Source organism: Pseudoalteromonas sp. Z9A5 (assembly GCF_011378875.1).
GTDB lineage: Bacteria > Pseudomonadota > Gammaproteobacteria > Enterobacterales > Alteromonadaceae > Pseudoalteromonas.
The window spans coordinates 1-1,114 of sequence record NZ_WTLC01000103.1 but is presented as its reverse complement, the minus strand read 5'-3'; the positions used below and the strand labels follow the sequence as shown (position 1 = coordinate 1,114).

The window sequence follows — 1,114 nt, the reverse complement described above, 5'->3', positions numbered from 1 at the left end:
GCTAAAGCGTATTATGAGCAACAAAAAGCCAAGGGTAAGCCGCATAACAGCATTATTAGATCACTGGCATTTAAATGGATAAGGATTGTATTTAGATGTTGGAAAACGAATACACCCTACGATGAATCGACGTATTTAGCGGCCTTAAAACGCAGAGGTTCACCACTTTTAAAATTTGCAATTAATAGCTAAATTTTACTAGTCGTCCACCTCAGGGCGTGTTGTTAACTGCCATATTCGCCATTTAGAACATCAATGAAGAATGGGGTTAATTTACTAAAATCTGTTTCAGATTTTTGTTGCTCTTGCGCTTTGTCCTTAAATCTTTCTAACTCTGAGCTAATAAAGTCACTAATTACATCAATTCGAGGAAGGTATGCACTTTCAAAACCTTTACGCTTATCTTCGAGTAACTTTTGAATTGCAGACTTTAGCGTTTCATCATGCACCAATTCATTTACTAGCACTTCAAATTCCATTGGTACAACACCGCGATCTTGTTCGATCCATTGCATTGCTAGAATAGGTCTAAGAACATAGAAGTACTTCTTAATTCTTACTGTTTCACCCTGTAGATATTCTCGGAAATTTCCACTCGCCATATGTGAGTAGTGGTAAAAACAAGAGCGTGGCGAATAGAGAATTGGTATTAACTCTTTAAAAGCCTCGGTAAATTTATCATTTTGCTGATAGACAATTGGCGAATTGAACCATTCAATTAGAGCTGGGTTTGATTTTCTAAGAAGCTTAAGTGCTTTTTTCAAGTCCCAACCACTGATATCTAATAAGTCATTAATAGGTTTTTCAACTACATCTCTACAATATTCATGATCAACTCTAAGATACCAATCCTTATTTCGAACATATACAAAACGAACATCATAGTCACTGTCAGCTGATGGGAACCCCCATGCTCGACTGCCTGATTCACATGCATACAGTATTTTAATGTTCTCTTTAATTTCTAGAGTTTTAAGATTTTCTAATATCTCAGTACGCACTGAATACTCCTTGGCAGTTAACGTCTTAGTATTTATACGTTACGTTGTTTGTATCGTATAAATACCTTGTTGAACGAAGCATACTCCTCACTCAACTTTTTTATTGGTATGCT

Annotated in this window: 1 protein-coding gene and 1 pseudogene; one reads left to right on the top strand and one right to left on the bottom strand. The window is 36.0% G+C overall.

The window, feature by feature from the left end; all coding sequences use genetic code 11:
• Nucleotides 1-192 (top strand): annotated as a pseudogene (locus GQR56_RS21180) (IS110 family transposase); the annotation flags it as partial.
• Nucleotides 193-224: 32 nt separating this feature from the next.
• Here GQR56_RS21180 and GQR56_RS21175 read toward each other — a convergent pair.
• Nucleotides 225-1,001, bottom strand: a complete 777-nt coding sequence (locus GQR56_RS21175; RefSeq protein WP_166115350.1) for a nucleotidyltransferase domain-containing protein — start codon at nt 999-1,001, stop codon at nt 225-227.
• Nucleotides 1,002-1,114 lie beyond the last annotated feature (113 nt).